Origin of the sequence: Paenibacillus sp. FSL H7-0716 (genome assembly GCF_038002705.1) — a bacterium.
In the GTDB taxonomy this organism is placed as follows: domain Bacteria; phylum Bacillota; class Bacilli; order Paenibacillales; family Paenibacillaceae; genus Paenibacillus_AQ; species Paenibacillus_AQ odorifer.
The window spans coordinates 19493-35766 of sequence record NZ_JBBODA010000021.1; the positions used below are offsets into that span (position 1 = coordinate 19493).

The window sequence follows — 16274 nt, forward strand, 5'->3', positions numbered from 1 at the left end:
GCTTTTTCCTGCCCCCCCGGAAACGGCAGAGGAATTTAAAGTTGGTTGTGGTGATTAGAGCCATGGAAAGAAAGTTTGGAACTGTAGAAGCGAAGCGTTCGCCTTTATCCTCGGATTTTAACCGCATGATGCGGTAATTAAATCAGGAAATCTGAGGATAACAGCGATCGGAAGTCCAAAGCTTTCTTGTAATGGCGGTCAGATCACCTTCCTATTTTTAATGCCTCTGGCGTTTCACCCATATAATAGAAAGAGAACGGTTTCACAAACTAAAGACAAGCACCGGAGGGTTTGGTAAAATAGGGGAGACCAATCAAAAGGGAAGGTGGGGAATCGTGCTGAAACGCAAAAATTATTGGCTGCTTTTTGCAATTTTACTACTATCGCTGACAAGCCTGTCGCCCAGTATGGAATTGAGTACCAGTAACGATCCACGTCCTATGAAAAGACCACAAAGTCAGTCGACCCATCCCTCTTCTGGAGATGAGGGAACTATAGATAGCTTACACATAAGAGTATCGTTAAATAGCGAAGAATTTAGTGAACTGGAGCTCCTTAGCAACCGTTATACCTTAGAAAGTGGAGTAAAGGTTATTTTAAGCAATGTGGATATGGAGGATGCCGATGAGGTATTGAAGCATGATTTAACGATCGGGGACAGCCCGGATATAGTCATGGCAGATGGACGAAGCATTCTGGACTGGGCCACACGTGGATATTTATTGCCGATGGATGTGTATCAGAGCGTTCCGGGGAGCGCACTGTTAACGCAGTTGATCCCCTTGATGCAGTGGAATGGATATAATTGGGGAGTCCCGTTAGATATAGATCCTTATGTGCTCGTTTATTCCCCACAACGGCTGGCGGAGCTGGGTTTTAATGCATTACCCAAAAGCCTCGAAGAGTGGAATATCCTGCTTCAGAATGTGCTTAAAGAGCAAGGGAAATATTTACTCGCGATGGATACCCGTAATCCTTATGGATTGTCAGCGGTAATGGAGAGCATGAATAGCAGCTTGTTAGCAGATAACCAAGAAGTGTTGAATTGGACTCAGAACGCCCGCAGTTATTTTTATCTCACCAGCCGTTACAATAAAGATGTCTGGGATATGCTACAAGGAGGTAGTGTCGCCGTTGCTTCATTACCGTTATCCGAGTGGCAGAAGCATGGAAATTCATCCCTTGCTGCTGTACCGGCCCTGACTGCTGATAATGGGGGTGGGTTTGAATCCTGTTACAGTCGATCTTTTGCCCTTCCAGCTCAATCTCAAAGTCCAAAGGAAGCTGTGAATTGGCTGACCTTTATCACCTCAGAGGATGCTCAGCTGGATTGGTTGGAGAATACGGGGAGCTTGCCGGCGCTTGATGTTCTTTATCGTTCGGAGCATGCTTTTAAATACAAGCTTCCTTTCGATGTTGAGCTATTGCTGACAGAAGAAACCGCCCCGGAGGATGAGTCACAGGGCGGCTGGAGTAAGGTTGTTGAAGCTGTATCGTTACTATTAACAGGGCAGATAGATGCGGAAGGCTACAAAGAATTTCTAAAAGAAGGCCTAAAATGAAATGGAAAGCTTAACATGCAAGACGCCCTCTTGGCTATCTACTGCCGTGGCACGAAGGAAAGATACTATTTTGCCTGGATAAAAGCCTAAGTCAAATTCTTCTTCCAACGTTTTTCTTGTCGTGTCAGGCAATTCAAGACCGTTAAATACAATATGATCGACTTGGAATATAAGGCCGTTGATCGGTTCCTCCTGAATGGTGTAGTGACCGGTCAGTGAAAGGGCTAGCGCTCCGCTTTTTCCAGTGGCAGTAATTGATCCGTCATTGAAATGAAAGGCGAAGTCTTTAAACAGCGAATTCTGCGATTGCAAAAATTCATTCAGATCCTCTTCCTTCAGGTTTAGCTCATAAGTCATTCCCTTTCGAGTCAGTACACCCTCTCGATTCTGAACAAACTGTGGTAGTTTATTCATTGCGGAGGATAACGCCTTGAAATAGGTTTTTACCTCGTGCAGGCCGATATTCTCCCAATATAATGTGAATTCTTTAAGTAGAGTACTCATATTTTCAGGATCGCTGCTATTTTTAATCCCACCTTCAATTTCCTTGTTGAGCGCGTTTACCCGAACTTGCTGTTCCTCCAGAGCCGTGCGCAGCCGGGCGAGCTCTTCCGAGTTTCGCTTCGCAGTCTGAAGGGTATCCTTCAAATCCTTATATTGTTCTTCATATTGTGAGAGAATATCGCGGTCATTCCCAATAATAATCTCATAATAATCGAACAGAGCCAGGAATCTGCTGATACTTTTTGCTGAAAAAAACGCGACCAGAAGATTATCTCTATCCCCCATATAATAAGAACGCACAACTGCACCTGCCCGTTCCTGTTGGTCCGCAATGGCTGTTTTTTTCTGGGTAGCTTGTCTGTTCAGGCTTTCTACCTTTTGCTCAAGCGCTTTTTGTTCGGCTGTAATCTTGATGATTTCACGTTCAATTTCTGCAGAAGACAAGGTCTGTTCAAGTAGTTTACGGGTTTCTTCATTATCTGGTATAGCAGAATTGAAAAAATCACCGCTAGGATCGGCAGACAAGTACTTCACAGGTTGTAACGGAAACAAAGTACAGCAGAAGAGAATTAGTATGGTTGCAATCATGCGGCTTTGTAAATTGCGGGAGCGCACCACACCACCACCTTTTTTTTGAAATGATATATGTATGTACTAATAATATGTTTAACCCTTCTAAAATAGCATACAAACAAAAAAACGGAAGTGATCCTTATAAGATAAGGACCTCATCCGCTCCAAAAGAGTACTGCAATTTATAGTGGAAGACCCATTTGAAAGATCGTCCAATAACTAAATCCGGTGAAAGTCAGAATCATGTATGCCCAGAAGAGAAGAACATAAGTTTTTTCAGTAAATTTCATATAGCCAAGTATTACGAAAAATGCAGTTTGCAAAAAGAAAAGCAAGGCCATTTCTGTTAGACCTCCGGCGAAAGCCATCAATCCAATAGCTAATGTGAAAAAACCTAATACCCGAAACATGCGGTCCAAGAGAGAGTCCCCCTTCCAGTATGTATCTCACGAATATTCCTTCGATTTATTATACCCTCAACATAATTATGTGTAAACGAATTCATTGAAAAAAATGCACTAATCTTCAAAAAATGTGATTTTTATAATTGACCTGAGTGATTAGCGCTTTAAAAAAGAGAATTTATAGTTTTATGCGTATGATGTACGCAGATAATGGAAATACAAATTAGTATCAAATAGATTCTATGAACTCTATGAGAAGCATAGAAATGGAGTAAGCAGCTTTTATCCCTATTCACTACCCGGCAGAACTGCCGGTTATGGAGATGGTTATTTCATGACGTTGTTAGGAGGTTTGGCTTTATGACAGCCGTTAGACAGGACGCTTGGAGTGCAGAAGATGATCTAATATTGGCAGAAGTAACTTTGCGACACATTCGGGAGGGCAGCACACAGCTTGCCGCTTTTGAAGAGGTGGGTGAAAAAATCGGCAGAACTTCGGCCGCTTGCGGATTCCGCTGGAACAGTTGTGTTCGGAAAAGTTATGAAGGTGCAATCGGTATTGCTAAAGGGCAACGTCAAAAGCGTAGCTACCTGAAAAAGCAGCCGTCAGTAAGAGGAGCGCAAGTAGCTGGTCTGATTCTGGGTGATGTCGATGAGGAATTTGGGCGCGGTGAGGGATTAAGTGAAAACACATTATCCATTGATGCGGTCATTCGTTTCTTAAGACAATGGAAGGGTACGATCCAGGAAGCAGGACGTCAGCTGAAAATGCTGGAAAGAGATCTGCGCGAGAAGGAAGATGAATTAACAGAATTACGATCTGAGAATGAGCGGTTGTCTAAAGAGGTTAATCTTGCTCAAAGTGACTACCGGGTAGTCAACGATGATTACAAAGCTTTAATTCAGATTATGGATCGTGCTCGCAGGCTTGCTTTTTTAAATGAAGAAGAAGAAGAAATGAAGACTCGTTTCAAAATGGATGGTAACGGAAATTTAGAACGCATTGAATAAACGATAGGTTCACTAACAATCCCGCAAGTGGTCTGCTTTTTAAGCACCACTTGCGGGGTTTTTGGTATACTTAGAAAAATTGTGCTTAAGATCAGCAGGAGGGTTATATGAAAATTGATATAATTGGTGCAGGTTCACTCGGGCTGCTGCTGGCAGGGAGACTGATCCAAGCCGGGAATGATGTGAGACTGTGGTGCCGAGGGGCAGAACAATGCCAACGATTAGGGCGTGATGGCTTAACGGTTACCTACGAGGATGAACGCGAGCCGATAACAATTTCGGAAGATCAGTTTGTATCCGCGCCTATAGGGGAGTTCGCTGGTGCTTATCTGGAAGAGCCGAGTGATTGGATCATGGTAACGGTTAAACAGAATACTCTACATAATGATTTGCCTGAATTTCTATCCCTACTTAAGGAAGAGCAAGTACATATGATTTGTTTTCAGAATGGTACAGGACATATGGAGATGTTGGGAGGCTTGTTGCCGGACGCCAATTTATATGTAGCTGTGACTACGGAGGCTGCGAAGCGCAAATCATTAACTGAGGTCATTCATGCAGGAGCAGGGGAGGTTTGGATAGGGAAATGGAGCTTAGTAGATGAACAAGCTTATAGCATACATAATGATTTAAAAGCGAATAATTTAATAGAAGTTCTCATAATGGCAGGATTCGCAGCCTTTTTGTCGAATGAAGTGGATACCATGATTTACCGGAAGCTCTTGATCAATGCCGTTATTAATCCACTCACGGCGATTTGGCGTATTCCAAATGGGGAGCTGCTGTCTTCAGAGCAACGCCTCCAATTAATGAAGGAAGTTTTTGAAGAAGCAACAATGGTGTATGATTTCTGTGAAATTACTTATGATAAGGATGCTTGGGATAACATCCTTCAGGTGTGCCGGTTAACGTCTGGCAATATTTCTTCAATGCTGGCAGATGTACTTGCTTCAAGAACCACAGAAATTCGTTGGATCAATGGAAGTGTTGTAGAAATGGCAGAACGATCTGGAGTGTCGGCACCATTGAATCGCTGGCTCTGCCAATTAGTAGAAGGTATTGGGGTATGATCTCTGGGGAGAGGTGAAGCTATGGGACTGCTGATGGATTCGGTTATTACTTTAAGCGTTATTCCGATTGTGCCGTTTTTGATCGTTTTTTTCATTGGAAAAGGCTTAAAAAAAGATAAAAAGAAAACTTTTATGCTCGCTATGGACGTGACCACATTTTTTTTATTATTGTCGGTCTCCGCATTGTTTAACAACATCTTTAATTCCGGGTTTGGGTTTTACCTTATACTAATTATTGTATTAATATCCGCTGGGCTGATTGGCGGAGCTCAAAATCGGATGAAAGGAAAGGTAGATGGGAAGCGGTTATTTCGGGCAGTTTGGAGACTTTCGTTCTTTTTTATGAGCGTCGGATATTTATTATTTATGTTTGTTGGGCTAATTACCTACATATCACAAGCGATGTAACGTTCCACTGCTTCGGTGAAGCGTCAACGTCACAAAAGTTTAAAGTTTTTAAAAAAAAATATTTTCTGAAAACATTGCACTAGATTTTTTTGACCACTGGTTGTATAATCATAAACCATATACCACATTCTATTTAGGGGGAACTGCTAGATGAAGAAGAGTAAAAGTCTATTGCTAATGATTGCATTAGTACTTGTTATCGGCACAGTGCTTGCTGGCTGCGGCGGAAACAATGCAAACAGCGGCAATAAAGGTAACAATGCTAACACTGGTAACACGGCAACTGGTAATGCAGCTACAGAAGAAAAATTGGCTGCTGACCAAACATTGAGAATTAACCTTAGTTCTGAGCCTCCAACATTTGATCCAGGATTGGCTCAAGATAGCCAAGCTCACACTGTCCTGACAACAATGTACGAAGGTCTGACTCGCATGAATGCTGAATCTGGTCAAGCTGAACCAGGTGTTGCTGAAAGCTGGGATGTTTCCGCTGACGGTCTGGTATATACTTTCAAACTCCGTGATTCACAATGGAGTAATGGCGATCCTGTAACAACAGAAGACTTCGTTCGCGCTTGGAAACGCGTGCTCGATCCTGCTGCTGCATCCGCTGCGCCTTACGCTTATCAATTGTACTACATCAAAAATGCTCAAAAGTTCTACAACAAGGAAATTACTGATTTCAGTCAAGTAGGTGTCAAAGCGGTTGATGAGAAAACTCTCGAAGTTACTCTTGAAGCCCCAACTCCTTACTTCCTTGGATTGCTTTCCTTCTACACTTATTACCCTGTACACAAATCCATTGAGAGTAATCCTAAATGGGCAACAAGCAAAGATACTATGATCGTTAACGGTGCTTTCACTCTTACTGAGTGGACTACAGGTCAAACACTTGTTGTAACTAAAAACGATAAATATTGGGATAAAGATTCCATTAAACTTAACAAAATCGACTTCTCCCTTGTAAACAGCGGTGCAACTGAACTGCTCAGCTACAAGAACGGTGAATACGATCGTGCCGGTGGACCAACTGGTGAAATTCCATCAGAACAAATTCCAATCGTGCAAAAAGAACTTCCTAACGAATTCAGCCGTAAAGGTATTGCTTCCGTATACTACTACGAATTCAATATCACTGAAAAACCTTTCACAAACGCTAAAATCCGTAAAGCTCTTGCAATGTCCATCAACCGTCAAGCTTTGATTGACAATGTAGTACAAGGTGGACAATTCCCAGCATTCGGTTATGTACCACCGGGTATCGCTGGTGCTGATGGTGAATACCGTACAGCAGTTAAAGATAGCTACTTCACTGAAGATATAGAACAAGCTAAAACATTGCTTGCTGAAGGTCTGAAAGAAGAAGGTATGGATAAACTGCCTACATTCTCCCTGACTTACAACACAAGCGAAGGTCACAAGAAAATCGCTTTGGCGATTGCTGATATGTGGAAAAACAATCTTGGTATCGACGTACAAACCGTTAACCAAGAGTGGGCTGTATTTATTGAAAACCGTCAAAACCTGAACTACCAAGTTGCTCGTGCTGGTTGGACTGCGGATTACAATGATCCAATGACTTTCCTTGATATGTGGGTAACAGGTGGCGGTAACAATGATACTGGTTACGCTAACCCTGAGTATGACAAATTGATCAGCGAAGCTAAAACAAGCACTGACTTGGCAGTACGTCAAGAAAAGTTTGCTGCAGCTGAAAAATTGCTCATCGAGCAAGATATGGTTCTGATTCCTTTGTACTACTACACTAACAACTCCCTGACTAAAGAGTACCTTAAAGGTGTTACTCTTGACTTTAGTGGTGCAATTGACTTGACTCGCGGATACTTGCTTGAGCACTAAGATATTGCTTTAGTAATTACAACAGAATAGTTAGTTGACTGAAGTTGCAGAATACTTCGGGATATATATGTGGAATTCCATATATATCCCTTTTTTTTGTACTCCTGTCTATTTGTTAATTAATGTTATTAATAACATATAAAGAAAATAGACAAAAATCCGTTTTTTTCATAAAATCATTATTATGTGTATCAAAAATTGTCGGAGGAGGTGTGATGGGGATGGTTCGTTATGTCGCAAATAAGTTTTTCTATATGTTGGTTTCTTTATTTGTATTGATTTCAGCTACCTTTTTCTTGATGAAAGCTATTCCGGGGGATCCGTTTACTTCTGAAAAGAAGGTACCGCCAGAAATTAAAGCACGTCTGATGGAACAATATGGTCTGGACAAGCCGCTCTCTCATCAGTATTTTAAGTATTTAGGTGATATTATCCAAGGTGACCTAGGTGTCTCAATGAAACGCCTAAATCAAGATGTATCACATTTGATCAGTCAAACCTTTTCAGCGTCGCTGAAGCTGGGACTCGTCGCAATCGTTGTGGCGGTTATTGTCGGAGTATTTCTCGGCATGTTGGCGGCACTCTATCACAGAAAGTTTATTGACAGCGCAGCTATGGTGCTGGCAGTTCTGGGGATTGCGGTTCCGAGCTTTGTAGTCGCGTCATTACTGCAGTACGTATTTGCTTTCAAACTGGGTTGGGTACCGGTTTCAGGTTTTAAAGGGCCAATCTATTATTTCTTACCCGTGGCCGCGCTCTCGGCACAGCCGATCGCCTTTATCGCCCGCTTGACCCGTTCAAGCATGCTTGAAGTTTTGAATGCGGATTATATCAAAACGGCTAAAGCAAAGGGATTGAGCTGGATGGCTATTCTGAGCCGCCATGTACTTCGTAACGGAATTCTACCTGTTGTCACTTATATGGGTCCAATGACAGCTAACATCGTAACTGGTTCGGTTGTTATCGAGCAGATCTTTGGTGTTGGGGGTATTGGTAAACAGTTCGTGGAAGCGATTGGTGTCCGTGATTATACCGTTATTATGGGGATAACCATTTTCTATGGTGTATTACTCATGGTTGCCCGCTTTATTACGGATATTGCTTATGTATTGATTGACCCACGTATGAAATTAAGTGGAGGAAAGGAGGGCTAAATAGTGGCTACTGAAAATAACTTGCTGAATCTAAAACCGGAAGATTTTCAAAAAGTCGGTGTAGATGAAAAAGAAGCCGAAGTTATCCAGCGTGAGAGTCTCTCTGCTTGGAAAGACTCTTGGCAACGGTTGCGTCAAAATAAAATGGCGATGACTGCGCTCGGTATCCTGGGTTTGATTGTACTTGCAGCGATTTTTGCACCTTTTATCTCGAAATATAACTATTATTCTAATGATTTGATGAGCACCAATAAGCCCCCTTCCTCCGATCACTGGTTTGGAACGGATGATCTTGGTCGTGATATCTTTGTTCGTACTTGGTACGGTGCACGGATCTCCTTGATCGTTGGTCTTGCTGCGGCAGCCATCGACTTGTTCATCGGTGTTATCTACGGAGGCATTATGGGCTTCTTCGGCGGCCGTGTAGATAATATTATGAATAAATTCTCTGAAATTTTGTATTCTATTCCTTATTTGCTGGTTGTAATCTTGCTCTTGGTCGTTCTTGAGCCAAGTCTTGGAACAATCATCCTAGCTTTAACCATTACAGGCTGGATTACGATGTCGTGGATTGTGCGTGGAGAAATTATGCAGCTCAAGAATCGCGAATTCGTATTGGCGTCCCGTTCCATGGGTGCTGGTTCTGCGAGACTGTTGTTCAAGCACCTTCTGCCGAACGCAGTTGGTCCGATTATCGTAACCATTACACTGTCTGTACCAAATGCTATCTTTGCTGAGGCCTTCCTAAGCTTCTTGGGTCTTGGTGTACAAGCTCCTGTTGCTTCACTTGGATCGATGATCAATGACTCACTCACCGGCTGGCTATACTATCCATGGCGCTTCTTGTTCCCTGCGATCCTAATCAGCTTAACAATGCTTTCTTTCAACATTTTCGGTGATGGTCTTCGTGACGCGCTTGATCCTAAGCTGAAGAAATAGGAGGAATATGGATGGAACCTATTTTACAAGTCAAAGATTTGCATATTTCCTTTTTTGTTAAGGGCGGAGAAGTACAAGCTGTCCGTGGTATGAATTTTGAAATTGGCAAAGGCGAAACGGTTGCCATCGTCGGCGAGTCCGGCAGCGGTAAGAGTGTAACAGCTCAATCGATTATGCGGTTGATCCCTTCTCCACCTTCTAAAGTGAAAAAGGGAGAAATTATTTTTCAAGGACAGAATCTGCTAGACAAAAGCATGAAAGAAATGGAATCTATTCGCGGTAAAGATATTGGCATGATTTTTCAAGACCCGATGACTTCTCTGAACCCAACCATCAAAGTGGGCAAACAGATCACTGAAGTTTTGATTAAACATCAGAAAATGTCAGCGGCCGAAGCGAAAAAGCAAGGTATGGAGATGTTGAAATTAGTAGGCATCAAAAATGCGGAGGCTCGCTTTAACCAATATCCCCACGAATTCTCAGGCGGTATGCGCCAGCGTGTAATGATCGCAATCGCGTTAGCTTGCCGTCCGGCTTTGCTGATAGCAGATGAGCCTACAACAGCTCTAGATGTAACCATTCAGGCGCAGATCATGGAAGTTATGAGAGAGATGCAGCAAAAACTAGGTACCTCCATTATTCTGATTACACATGATCTGGGCGTAGTTGCTGGCATGTGTGATCGGGTGATTGTAATGTATGCAGGTGAGGTTGTGGAGACCGGAACAAGATGGGAAATCTTTAAAAATCCACAACATCCATACACCAAAGGTCTGCTGCGCTCAATGCCGCGTCTGGACCAAAAGAAAGGCGAGCCGCTTATTCCGATCATCGGCACACCGCCAGATCTGATCAAGCCGCCGATCGGCTGTCCGTTCACTGCTCGTTGCAATGAAGCGATGCATGTGTGCGAACAAATCGATCCCGGCGCCACAGAATTCAGCGAAACGCATATGGCGCGTTGCTGGAATCTGCATTCGATGGCCAAGGAGGTGCAGTACTCTTGAGTAAGAACCTAATAGAGGTAGAAGGTCTTAAGAAATATTTTAATGTAGGTAAAGGTAAGGTTCTTAAGGCTGTTGATAATATTAACTTCACGATCCGTGAGGGCGAGACACTTGGGATGGTAGGTGAGTCCGGTTGTGGTAAGACTACTGCTGGACGTACGATTCTTCGCTTGTATGAGCCAACTGCTGGAAGTGTGAAATATAATGGTACAGACATTTATAAATTGCCTGGAAATCAAATGAAGGCTATGCGTCGTGACATGCAAATGATTTTCCAAGATCCGTACGCATCGCTTAACCCGCGGTTTACGGTTTCTGATATCATCGGCGAGGCACTGGACATTCACGGAATGGCTGGCAGCCGTGCAGAACGTAAGAAACGGATTGAAGAACTGCTGGATATGGTTGGTCTTAACCATGACCATGCAACCCGTTATCCGCATGAATTCTCCGGTGGACAACGTCAACGTATCGGGATTGCCCGTTCGTTAGCGGTTAATCCTAAGTTCATCGTTTGTGATGAGCCGATTTCCGCACTTGACGTATCCATTCAAGCTCAGGTCGTTAACTTGCTTAAAGAATTGCAAGATCGCCTGGGATTGACTTATCTTTTCATCGCGCATGATCTGTCCATGGTTAAACATATCAGTGATCGCGTAGCAGTTATGTACTTGGGTAAAATGGTTGAGTTGGCGGAAAGTGAAGAGCTGTATGCAAATCCTATCCACCCTTATACTAAATCCCTATTGTCGGCTATTCCAGTTCCGGACCCGGAAATTGAAGTCAACAAAAAACGTATTCACTTGCATGATGAGCTTGGCAGCCCTATTTATTCTGCTAACGATAAGACCAATGACAGTGACTTTGAATTAGTAGAAGTATCTAAAGGCCACTTTGTCAGCAAAAAATTCGCATAATTTATACTTAGGATTTCAAAGGCGGGAGCATTATGCTCTCGCCTCTTGTATGTATTTAGGATATTATTTATTGATTTTATAGTATAATTGAACAGTTGGCTGTACCTGTGTTGCTGATATCAAGACATGTTTTACTTTGACGCGGCTCCTGACTTTGGATACAATCATAGAGAGTTTTTACGAACTTGGATTTACATATAACTGCTTAGTAGAACTGGAGGCACTAGCAAATGAATATTGTAACGGAACCGCTCAAGGGTGGATCTGCACTCTCGCGCGACTATATAGATCATTTTGAAAAGGTTAGTCATTTGTACGGTGGGGATTTCCGCAATAAAGAAAGTAGAAGTAGAAGGGCGGAGTGGCTAGATGGCAGAGAAAGCCTTCGTGCCGACCGGACTCAGATTGCTGACTGTCTACGTCAATATAATGAAAAGCATAACTCGCATGATGCGGTGATGGCTTCGCTGGCGCTCTTAGAACAGCCGGGGACATTAGTGGTGACAGGTGGACAGCAAAGCGGACTATTTACTGGACCCCTGTTAGTGGTATATAAAGCTGCAACTACCATTATGGCGGCAAAAGAAGCAGCTGAACAACTCGGCCGACCTGTAGTTCCTTTATTCTGGATTGCAGGTGAAGATCATGACTGGGATGAAGTGAATCATACGTATGTACTGAATCGTACGCAGGAGATTACTAAGATTAAGATAGAAAAGTCAGAAGAGAAACGCTCCTCAGTAAGTGATATTCGTGTAGAAGAGGAAAGCTGGCAGCAGGTAGTAGAACAGTTAGACGGTCTGCTTCAGGAAAGCGACTTTAAGCCGCTGATTATGGAATTCATTCGCACTTCTTCTTTTAGAGCAGATAGTATGACGGATGCATTTGCCAAGCTGATGGGTTCATTATTTGGTAAATTTGGTCTGATTCTGCTTGATTCTGCTGATCCCAACTTACGTAAGTTAGAACAGCCATTTTTCACTTCGCTAATTACGCAGAATGATGCACTGGAAACAGCGTATATGAATTCTGCTTCTGATATTGTGGGCGCTGGATATGAGCTTCAGGCTGATGTTACAGCTGGCAATGCCAACCTCTTTTATATTCATGAAGGTACACGGCTTCTGCTTCTCAAGAAGGACGGAAACTTTACGGATCGCAAGGGTCAGGTATCCTTTTCCCGTGATGAATTACTTGAGGAGGTGCAGGCACATCCAGAACGCTTTAGCAACAATGTGCTGACACGTCCACTTATGCAGGATTATGTGTTGCCTGTTCTGGCAACGGTGCTGGGTCAAGGTGAGATTGCTTACTGGGCTATTCCGCATCATGCGTTTGAGACCATTGGGGGAGAAATGCCGTTAATTATCCCTAGAATGTCTTTTACTGTCGTAGAAGGTACGCTGCACAAGCATATGGATAAATATCAACTTAGCTTTGAGGATGTAAGACAAGGACTGGATCATAAAAGACATGAATGGCTGGCCGCACAGGATGAGCTGGGGATTGAACGTCGTTTTGAAGAAACCAAAACCTCATTCGCCGCCATGTACGAACCGCTGATTGAGCAGCTTGGGACTGTTCAGGCAGGTCTGCTTAAGCTGGGGAATAACAATAAAGAGAAGATTCTAGATCAGATTACTTTTTTACAGGCGAAAGCCCAAGATGCAATGGCAAAACAGAACGAAGCTGCAATCCGGCAATGGGAGCGGATCGAGCTGTCGTTAATGCCACTGGGTAAACTGCAGGAAAGAGTGTACAATATCATGTATTACTTGAACCGGTACGGGCTTGCTTGGCTGGATGAGCTAATGACGGTTGAACCGGATTACAGTGGAACACATCGCATCATTTATATGTAATGGAAGTATCGCTTCATAAAACTTTTAGGAGGTTTCATAATGAGTTCATCTAAACAAAATAGTATCGTGGCTGATATGTCACTCGCACCGGAAGGGCATTTGAAAATCGACTGGGTTCGCCAGCATATGCCGGTACTAAACCGTATTCGTGAGCAGTTTGAAGCAGAACAGCCATTTAAAGGTCTGAAAGTATCGATCACATTGCATTTGGAAGCTAAAACCGCGTATTTGGCGAAGGTTGTCAAAGCTGGTGGTGCAGATGTAACCATTACAGGTTCGAATCCACTTTCTACACAGGATGATGTATGTGCAGCGCTTGTGGAGGATGGAATCACAGTATTTGCTAAATACAACCCGTCTCCTGAAGAATTTAAAGCTCTTAATATCAAAGCACTGGAGAGCAAACCGGACTTGATTATTGATGACGGTGGGGATTTTGCTACATTACTGCATTCGGAGCGTCCTGATCTGATGGAGAATATTCGCGGGGGTGCTGAAGAAACAACTACCGGAATTATTCGTCTAAAAGCTCTGCAAAAGCAAGGCGTATTGAAGTTCCCAATGGTCGCGGTTAATGATGCCTACTGCAAATATTTGTTTGATAACCGTTATGGCACTGGACAATCGGCATGGGATGGAATTATTCGCACAACCAACCTTATCGTAGCGGGTAAAACAGTAGTTGTTGTCGGTTACGGCTGGTGTGGTAAAGGTGTTGCCATGCGCGCCAAAGGACTTGGAGCAAAAGTGGTTGTCACAGAAGTTGATGCGATTAAAGCCGTTGAAGCACATATGGACGGTTTTGAAGTAATGCCAATGCTGGAAGCAGCTAAGGTTGGTGATTTCTTCGTTACAGTAACTGGTAACCGTTATGTAATTCGCGGTGAACATTATGATGTGATGAAGGATGGAGCAATCATGTGCAACGCGGGCCATTTCGACGTTGAAGTGAATAAGCCAGAGTTGTCGGAAAGATCCGTATCCCAACGTACCGTTCGCAAAAATATCGAAGAGTACCAGCTTCGTGACGGACGTAAATTATATCTGCTTGCCGAAGGCAGACTTGTAAATCTGGGTGCTGCTGATGGTCACCCTGCTGAAATTATGGATACAACCTTTGCACTCCAGGCGCTGTCGCTGAAATATGTAAATGATAATTATAAGAGCATTGGCGTAAAAGTTGAAAATGTTCCCTATGAGCTGGATGAGCAGGTAGCACGTTATAAGCTGGAAAGTCTGGGCATTAACATCGATAGCCTCACTCCGGCACAAGTCGATTATTTGGACAGCTGGAATTTGAACGATTAATAACTGAACGCATAACAATAAAGTGTATTAACCAGTGTACCTTGAACTGAAGCAACTTTTTTAACAAAGCCATGCAACGGACAAGATTCCGATTGTATGGCTTTTTTCTGTGGAGAAATGTTTTTCGGGAAACGATCTATCTGATTTAGGAAAAATTTCCTTGGCCAGAAAAAGGTTTTTGATTTTTAATGGCGAATCTATTATGCTTAAGTGGTGAAAAGTGGGGTAAAGTGGGGATTCGGGGATTAGGGGTGGGAAAAAGGATGTTCATGGGAGAGTATCAACACAGCATTGACGACAAAGGCCGAATCATTATTCCGGCTAAACTCCGTGAATTGCTCGGAACCTCCTTCGTGACGACCCGCGGCCTAGACTCCTGCCTGTTTGTTTATCCCATGGAAGAATGGGCAATCATGGAACAAAAGCTTAAAAGCCTTTCGCTGATGAAATCAGATGCCCGCGCATTTAGCCGCTTTTTTTTCTCAGGTGCAACTGAATGTGTTTGGGATAAGCAGGGAAGGGTAAATCTGCCGGCCAATTTACGGCAGTATGCCAAACTGGACAAAGACTGTGTCATTCTGGGCGTTTCGAACCGGGTGGAAATCTGGAACAAAGAGCTTTGGGAACAGTACTTCGAACAGTCCGAGGAATCGTTCAACGAAATCGCTGAGAAATTGGTGGATTTCAATTTTGATCTATAAAACACAATAACGAATACTGTCCTGGAGGGATGCAGCTTGTTTCACCACATCACGGTGCTTAAGGAAGAAGCGACAGAAGGGCTGCACATCAAAAAAGACGGAATCTATGTAGATTGCACTCTCGGTGGGGCGGGACACAGCTCACTTATTGCTTCCAAGCTTAGCGGCGAAGGCCGTTTAATCTGTTTGGATCAAGATGATTGGGCTTTGGAGAACGCCAAAGAAAGATTAGCGGAATACGGAGACAAGGTTGTGACTATTAAGACTAACTTCCGTGATCTGGAGAGTGTACTTAAGGATGTGCCCTTTGTGCCACAAACAGATGGTATTCCCCAAGTAGATGGAGTGCTCTTTGATCTTGGCGTATCCTCTCCCCAGTTTGACGAAGGGGAACGAGGCTTTAGTTACAATCATGATGCTCCGCTGGACATGCGCATGGATCAGTCAGCACTTTTGACGGCTGCTGAAATTGTGAATACATGGTCCGAGCAGGAGATTGCCCGTGTTCTTTTCCAATATGGAGAAGAGAAATTCTCGCGGAGAATCGCTAGAAAAATTGTTGACAGAAGAGAAGAAGCTCCTATTGAGACAACAGGAGAATTAGCAGAACTGATCAAGGAAGGTATCCCGGCAGCTGCTCGAAGAACAGGAGGGCATCCCGCTAAACGTAGCTTTCAAGGATTAAGGATTGCTGTGAATGACGAATTGGGTGCTTTTGAAGAAGGGCTACATAGTGCAGTACGTTGCCTTGCACCAGGAGGCAGAGTATCCGTCATCACCTTTCATTCGCTCGAAGACCGAATTTGCAAGCAAATTTTTAGCAGCTATTTAAGCAGATGTACATGCCCGCCTGACTTTCCGTTTTGCGTATGCGGCGCGAAAGGCACGCTTAAGTTAATCAATCGTAAACCGCTTGTGCCTTCTGAAGAAGAGCTTGAGCTTAATACCCGAGCCCGCTCAGCTAAGCTGCGCATTGCAGAAAAATTGTAATTGA

Annotated in this window: 15 protein-coding genes; 13 read left to right on the plus strand and 2 right to left on the minus strand. The window is 43.5% G+C overall.

The genetic code is table 11. From position 1 onward, the window contains the following. Positions 1-335 precede the first annotated feature (335 nt). On the plus strand, positions 336-1562 hold the full coding sequence (locus MHH60_RS22655) for an extracellular solute-binding protein (protein WP_076136539.1): 1227 nt from the start codon (positions 336-338) through the stop codon (positions 1560-1562). On the opposite strand, the gene MHH60_RS22660 is transcribed toward MHH60_RS22655, so the two are convergent. Both MHH60_RS22660 and MHH60_RS22665 read right to left on the minus strand, forming a co-directional pair. Further along, complete coding sequence (locus MHH60_RS22660; protein WP_076136610.1) at positions 1554-2654, minus strand: coiled-coil domain-containing protein; 1101 nt, start codon at positions 2652-2654, stop codon at positions 1554-1556. The two genes, MHH60_RS22655 and MHH60_RS22660, sit on opposite strands and share 9 nt — an antisense overlap. Positions 2655-2821: 167 nt before the next feature. Further along, a complete protein-coding gene (locus tag MHH60_RS22665; RefSeq protein WP_036683705.1) occupies positions 2822-3058 on the minus strand; it encodes a DUF2626 family protein in 237 nt (78 codons plus the stop codon). Between the two features lie 345 nt (positions 3059-3403). Here MHH60_RS22665 and MHH60_RS22670 point away from each other — a divergent pair, with 345 nt between their 5' ends. The 12 genes from MHH60_RS22670 (at position 3404) to rsmH (ending at position 16270) form a co-directional block, all read left to right on the plus strand. After that, positions 3404-4054, plus strand: a complete 651-nt coding sequence (locus MHH60_RS22670) for an RsfA family transcriptional regulator (protein WP_036683702.1) — start codon at positions 3404-3406, stop codon at positions 4052-4054. Positions 4055-4161: 107 nt separating this feature from the next. Beyond that, a complete protein-coding gene (locus tag MHH60_RS22675; RefSeq protein ID WP_076136537.1) occupies positions 4162-5124 on the plus strand; it encodes a ketopantoate reductase family protein in 963 nt (320 codons plus the stop codon). 21 nt (positions 5125-5145) lie between these two features. Further along, the gene (locus MHH60_RS22680; RefSeq protein ID WP_036683696.1) at positions 5146-5532 is read left to right on the plus strand and encodes a DUF3397 domain-containing protein; all 387 of its coding nucleotides are present in this window, start codon (positions 5146-5148) and stop codon (positions 5530-5532) included. A 150-nt stretch (positions 5533-5682) separates the two neighbouring features. Next, positions 5683-7392, plus strand: coding sequence for a peptide ABC transporter substrate-binding protein (locus tag MHH60_RS22685; RefSeq protein ID WP_076136535.1), 1710 nt, complete (start codon positions 5683-5685; stop codon positions 7390-7392). 221 nt (positions 7393-7613) lie between these two features. Beyond that, positions 7614-8546: an ABC transporter permease gene (locus tag MHH60_RS22690; RefSeq protein ID WP_036683691.1), complete on the plus strand. Its 933-nt coding sequence runs from the start codon at positions 7614-7616 to the stop codon at positions 8544-8546. 3 nt (positions 8547-8549) lie between these two features. Beyond that, positions 8550-9485, plus strand: a complete 936-nt coding sequence (locus MHH60_RS22695; protein WP_036683689.1) for an ABC transporter permease — start codon at positions 8550-8552, stop codon at positions 9483-9485. 11 nt (positions 9486-9496) lie between these two features. Next, positions 9497-10492 carry an ABC transporter ATP-binding protein gene (locus MHH60_RS22700; protein WP_036683686.1) on the plus strand — a complete coding sequence of 332 codons (996 nt, stop codon included), beginning with the start codon at positions 9497-9499 and terminating at the stop codon, positions 10490-10492. Continuing rightward, positions 10489-11409, plus strand: coding sequence for an ABC transporter ATP-binding protein (locus MHH60_RS22705; RefSeq protein ID WP_036683682.1), 921 nt, complete (start codon positions 10489-10491; stop codon positions 11407-11409). Before MHH60_RS22700 ends, MHH60_RS22705 begins: the two co-directional genes overlap by 4 nt. 230 nt (positions 11410-11639) lie before the next feature. Next, positions 11640-13271: a bacillithiol biosynthesis cysteine-adding enzyme BshC gene (gene bshC / locus MHH60_RS22710; RefSeq protein WP_076136533.1), complete on the plus strand. Its 1632-nt coding sequence runs from the start codon at positions 11640-11642 to the stop codon at positions 13269-13271. A gap of 36 nt (positions 13272-13307) precedes the next feature. Continuing rightward, on the plus strand, positions 13308-14579 hold the full coding sequence (locus tag MHH60_RS22715) for an adenosylhomocysteinase (protein ID WP_170914265.1): 1272 nt from the start codon (positions 13308-13310) through the stop codon (positions 14577-14579). 263 nt (positions 14580-14842) lie between these two features. Beyond that, positions 14843-15280, plus strand: coding sequence for a division/cell wall cluster transcriptional repressor MraZ (gene mraZ / locus MHH60_RS22720; RefSeq protein ID WP_036683674.1), 438 nt, complete (start codon positions 14843-14845; stop codon positions 15278-15280). Positions 15281-15316: 36 nt separating this feature from the next. After that, positions 15317-16270 carry a 16S rRNA (cytosine(1402)-N(4))-methyltransferase RsmH gene (rsmH, locus tag MHH60_RS22725; RefSeq protein ID WP_036683671.1) on the plus strand — a complete coding sequence of 318 codons (954 nt, stop codon included), beginning with the start codon at positions 15317-15319 and terminating at the stop codon, positions 16268-16270. The last annotated feature ends 4 nt before the right edge of the window (positions 16271-16274 follow it).

What these genes read in the sequence shown, in the direction of transcription:
- MHH60_RS22660 (WP_076136610.1), bottom strand. Translation starts at nt 2,654, where the DNA reads ATGATTGCAACCATACTAATTCTCTTCTGCTGTACTTTGTTTCCGTTA.
- MHH60_RS22670 (WP_036683702.1), top strand. Translation starts at nt 3,404, where the DNA reads ATGACAGCCGTTAGACAGGACGCTTGGAGTGCAGAAGATGATCTAATA.
- MHH60_RS22675 (WP_076136537.1), top strand. Translation starts at nt 4,162, where the DNA reads ATGAAAATTGATATAATTGGTGCAGGTTCACTCGGGCTGCTGCTGGCA.
- MHH60_RS22680 (WP_036683696.1), top strand. Translation starts at nt 5,146, where the DNA reads ATGGGACTGCTGATGGATTCGGTTATTACTTTAAGCGTTATTCCGATT.
- MHH60_RS22685 (WP_076136535.1), top strand. Translation starts at nt 5,683, where the DNA reads ATGAAGAAGAGTAAAAGTCTATTGCTAATGATTGCATTAGTACTTGTT.
- MHH60_RS22690 (WP_036683691.1), top strand. Translation starts at nt 7,614, where the DNA reads ATGGTTCGTTATGTCGCAAATAAGTTTTTCTATATGTTGGTTTCTTTA.
- MHH60_RS22700 (WP_036683686.1), top strand. Translation starts at nt 9,497, where the DNA reads ATGGAACCTATTTTACAAGTCAAAGATTTGCATATTTCCTTTTTTGTT.
- bshC (WP_076136533.1), top strand. Translation starts at nt 11,640, where the DNA reads ATGAATATTGTAACGGAACCGCTCAAGGGTGGATCTGCACTCTCGCGC.
- mraZ (WP_036683674.1), top strand. Translation starts at nt 14,843, where the DNA reads ATGTTCATGGGAGAGTATCAACACAGCATTGACGACAAAGGCCGAATC.